5 protein-coding genes and 1 pseudogene are annotated in these 3742 nt (G+C 63.8%); 2 read left to right on the top strand and 4 right to left on the bottom strand.

Going from position 1 to position 3742, the window contains the following annotated elements:
• Window positions 1-145: pseudogene (locus EN884_RS39845) on the top strand (ring-cleaving dioxygenase); the annotation flags it as partial.
• 96 nt (window positions 146-241) lie between these two features.
• On the top strand, window positions 242-421 hold the full coding sequence (locus EN884_RS29105; RefSeq protein ID WP_032809263.1) for a hypothetical protein: 180 nt from the start codon (window positions 242-244) through the stop codon (window positions 419-421).
• Between the two features lie 20 nt (window positions 422-441).
• On the opposite strand, the gene EN884_RS29100 is transcribed toward EN884_RS29105, so the two are convergent.
• From EN884_RS29100 to pgk, 4 genes are all read right to left on the bottom strand, one after another.
• Window positions 442-1155, bottom strand: coding sequence for an SGNH/GDSL hydrolase family protein (locus EN884_RS29100; protein ID WP_063169158.1), 714 nt, complete (start codon window positions 1153-1155; stop codon window positions 442-444).
• A gap of 62 nt (window positions 1156-1217) precedes the next feature.
• Entirely contained in the window at window positions 1218-1958 is a 741-nt protein-coding gene (locus EN884_RS29095; RefSeq protein ID WP_063169157.1) for a thioredoxin family protein, read from the bottom strand.
• A 164-nt stretch (window positions 1959-2122) separates the two neighbouring features.
• Window positions 2123-3148 (bottom strand): class I fructose-bisphosphate aldolase, encoded by a 1026-nt coding sequence (locus EN884_RS29090; RefSeq protein WP_024502995.1) that lies wholly within the window; start codon window positions 3146-3148, stop codon window positions 2123-2125.
• Between the two features lie 133 nt (window positions 3149-3281).
• The coding region (gene pgk, locus EN884_RS29085; RefSeq protein ID WP_128360887.1) for a phosphoglycerate kinase at window positions 3282-3742 on the bottom strand (461 nt) is incomplete at its 5' end.

The raw sequence follows: 3742 nt of genomic DNA, 5'->3' as shown, positions 1-3742 counted from the left end.
CGGCATCCTGTTCGAGATCGCAACCGACGGTCCGGGGTTCACCGCCGACGAGCCGCTGGAAACGCTGGGGGAAAGCCTCGCCCTGCCGCCATTCCTCGAACCGAAGCGCGCTTCGATCGAGGCTGGCCTCAAGCCGCTGAAGTAGATCGTTTGCCGGTCAAAGGGCGCCGCGTTCCGGTTCGGGATCCCGGCGTCCGTTCTTTCTCAGGCAATGAACGACGTGCTTTGACAGCCGGGCGCGTTGCTGGTCAAAGGCGGCATGACGAAATTCCTCGCCCTTGTCATCGCCGGTTTCATGGTCATTCAACTGATCAAGCCGCTTGGCTGGCCAGGCCTCAAGCGACGCGGTGATTTCTGGAAGCTGGCACTGCTCGCCATGGCCGCGATTTCACTGGCGGCCGTGCTCGGGCATTTGACGTAGGACGCACTTGTCGTCGCTGCTCAATGGCCAAGCACCGGGCCGACCAGATGCTCGGCCCAGGCCCGGTAGCCTGCTTCCGAGGCGTGAAAGCCGTCCGAGGCAAAGCCGGCTTCCGGATTGGTGATCGGCAGGCGCGGCGCCGGCACCGCGCCGCGCTCCAGGCAAAGGCGTTCGCCCATCCGGTTCATGTCGGTGGCGCGGATCTCAAGGATCTTTCCGAGCAGCGGCGGCATGGCTGGCGCCCGCGTGAACTCCAGCACCGGCGACCACACCACGCGCGCTTCCGGCCATTTGGCGCGCAGGCCGTAGAGCAGGCCACCGAACTCCTTCTTGAAGCGCGGCACGGAGTGGAAATTCTTGGTGTCGTTGGTGCCGATGGCCAGCACGATATGCGTCCACGGATCGGCCGACAGATTGGGCAGCACATGGTCGCGGATCTGGCCGGACGTTGCCGAATTGAAGCCGGCCGCCCGCCAGCGCACGGCGCGGCCGGTGCTTTGTGAAATCAGCACGGCGAGTTGCGCGGCAAGCCCGTCTTCCGAATTGCCGATGCCGACCGAAGCGGCGGAGGAATCGCCCAGCACCAGAAGCGAGATTGCCGGTGCTGCGCCTGATATTTCGTGCATGACCGGCCCTTGCGCCGGCAGCATGCGCGTGGTGCGGCGTCGCACGCCGAGGCCTTGCCAGATATAGACCGGGAAGGCGAGCCAGGAGAGTAGGGCCGGGAAGCGCATGGCAGTACCGTTAAACGATCAGCGGCAGCCTTAGCGAATGTTTTGGCCGACGGGAACGATCTTCAATCGCAGCAACTCGCCTGCCCCGCCTGCTTGCCCTGATATTCGTCGTGCAGCCGCACCCAATCCATCAGGCCGTGATAGGGGCCGTTCTCGTTGCGGCCCTTCGGCGTCATGTCGAGATAGTCGTAGGCGCCGATCTGCGCCTCGCCGCCGCGGGCGCGCGACATGAAGGTGAGGAAGATGTCGCCGGTCTCGTCCCTGTAGAAGACGCTGGTGCCGGGAAGCTCCTTCGATGTCCGTGGACGGGTCTCGAAATTGTAGGTGGTGCAGCCGGCGGCGATCTGCTTGTCGGTGAAGGAGACCTGCATGTCGAAGTTGAAATCCGAGACATAGGACGACACCCAGTCGAACTTCCAGCCCATGCGCTGCTTGTAAGGCAGAAGTTCCGCCAGGGGAGCGCGCGAAACCACGACCAGCGACACGTCGTGATGCCGTAGATGCTGATTGGCGCCGTCGATATGGTCGGCAAGGAATGAGCAGCCCTCGCAATGATGGGTGCAGCCCGGCCCGAACATGAAGTGATAGACGATCAGCTGGCTGTTAGTGCCAAACAGGTCGGTCAGTCTGTTTGGCCCTTGTTCGGTCTCGAAGACATAGTCTTTCCTGATCTTCAGCCAGGGCAGTTCACGCCGTTCCGCGGCGATCCGCTCGCGAAACCGCGTCAGTTCCTTCTCGCGCGCCAGATGTGCCTTGTGCGCCTGGAACCAGTCTTCGCGCGAAACGATCTTGTTGCGATGCATGAACCTCTCCCTGAATGTCATCCCAAGGACGTTGGGGATGGGCGCAACCCGACATCGCCGGAGAGGAAATAAGGACGGAGAGGCTCCGCCCCAAGCCCTGCAAGTCACAAACAAAAAACCCGGGCGCATCGGCCCGGGTTCGAAGGAGGAAGAAAGGACTGTGATCAGGCGGCCTGTTCCAGGCTCGCCTTCCATTTTCCGAGCGCTGCCAGATGGTTCATGTGGGCGCGATGGGTGAAGGCGGCCTGGCCGGCGGCAACGTTCGAGGCTTTGCCGCTCCAGGCTTTCTGTGGCGCGGCCTGCAGCGCGCGACCATAGGAGAAGGTCAGCTTCCACGGGTGCGGCCCGATGGCGTTGATGGCGTTGAGATTGGCGGTCGCCTCTTCGTCTTCCTGGCCGCCGGAAAGGAAGGCGATGCCCGGCACCGCTGCCGGCACTGTCTCGCGGAACAGTTTTATGGTCTTTTCGGCGACTTCTTCGGGGCTGCTCACCTTGCCCGATTTCCTGCCGGCCAGCACCATGTTGGGCTTCAGGATGGTGCCTTCCAGCACGACGCGCGCCGCATGGAGCTCGTCATAGAGCTTGATCAGCGTTGCCTTCGAAATGTCGTAACAAGTGTCGATGTCGTGGGCGCCGTCCATCAGCACCTCCGGTTCGACGATCGGCACGATGCCGGCTTCCTGGCAGAGGGCGGCATAGCGGGCGAGCGCATGAGCATTGGAGCCGATCGAGGTCGCCGAAGGGACGCCCTTGGCGATATCGATGTCGATTACCGCGCGCCATTTGGCGAAGCGGGCGCCGAGCTTGTAGTAGTCGGCAAGCCGTTCGCGCAGGCCATCGAGGCCTTCGGTGACGGTGTCGCCGGGAAACCTGGCCAGCGGCTTGGCGCCGGCATCGACCTTGATGCCGGGGATGGCGCCGGCCGCCTTGATGATGTCGACCAGCGGCGTGCCGTCGGCGGCCTTCTGGCGGATCGTCTCGTCATAGAGGATGACGCCGGAGATGTAGCGGGTCATCGCCTCCCTGGTGCGGAACATCATCTCGCGGTAATCGCGGCGGCTGTCGGCGGTCGATTCGACGCCGATGACGTCGAAGCGCTTCTTGATGGTGCCGGAACTTTCGTCGGCGGCCAGCAGGCCCTTGCCATCGGCGACGATCGCAGCGGCAATGTCTTCGAGACGTTCGCTCATTGTTGCTTCTCCTGAAACGGTTGTTCCGCGCTTAACGGAAGTCTACCGCCAAAGGAATGGCATCGGAAAGCTCGAATCGATTGAAGCCTCGGGCGGCCTTGTTCGCTCTCCGAGTGTTGATCGCCTCGGAGCCTCAGCGCTTCAACACATCGACGCCGGGCAGCGGCTTGCCTTCCATCCACTCCAGGAAGGCGCCGCCTGCGGTCGAGACATAGGTGAAGTCGTCGGCGACGCCGGCGTGGTTGAGCGCCGCGACCGTATCGCCACCGCCTGCGACCGAGACCAGCTTGCCTTCCTTGGTGCGCGACGCCGCATGCTTGGCCGCCGCCACCGTCGCATGGTCGAAGGGCGCGATCTCGAAGGCGCCGAGCGGGCCGTTCCAGACCAGTGTCGCGGCGCGGTCGATCCATTCGCCGATGGTCGTCACGGTTTTGGCGCCGACATCGAGGATCATCCCGTCGGCCGGCACATCGGAGATGGCGACGGTCTCGCAGGCCGCGCCCGCCTTGAACTCCCTGGCGACGACGCCGTCGACCGGCAGGATGATGGCGCAGCCGGCCTCGGCCGCCTCGATCATGATCTGCTTGGCAGTTG

Source organism: Mesorhizobium sp. M7A.F.Ca.AU.001.01.1.1 (assembly GCF_004022735.1).
Taxonomy (GTDB): Bacteria; Pseudomonadota; Alphaproteobacteria; order Rhizobiales; family Rhizobiaceae; genus Mesorhizobium; species Mesorhizobium ciceri.
The sequence above is the reverse complement of the archived record's forward strand: the minus strand, read 5'-3'. Positions and strand labels throughout refer to the sequence as shown.

Bases quoted from the DNA above. Each gene is read 5' to 3' on its own strand.
- EN884_RS29100 (WP_063169158.1), bottom strand. From the start codon at position 1,155: ATGCGCTTCCCGGCCCTACTCTCCTGGCTCGCCTTCCCGGTCTATATC.
- EN884_RS29090 (WP_024502995.1), bottom strand. From the start codon at position 3,148: ATGAGCGAACGTCTCGAAGACATTGCCGCTGCGATCGTCGCCGATGGC.
- EN884_RS29095 (WP_063169157.1), bottom strand. From the start codon at position 1,958: ATGCATCGCAACAAGATCGTTTCGCGCGAAGACTGGTTCCAGGCGCAC.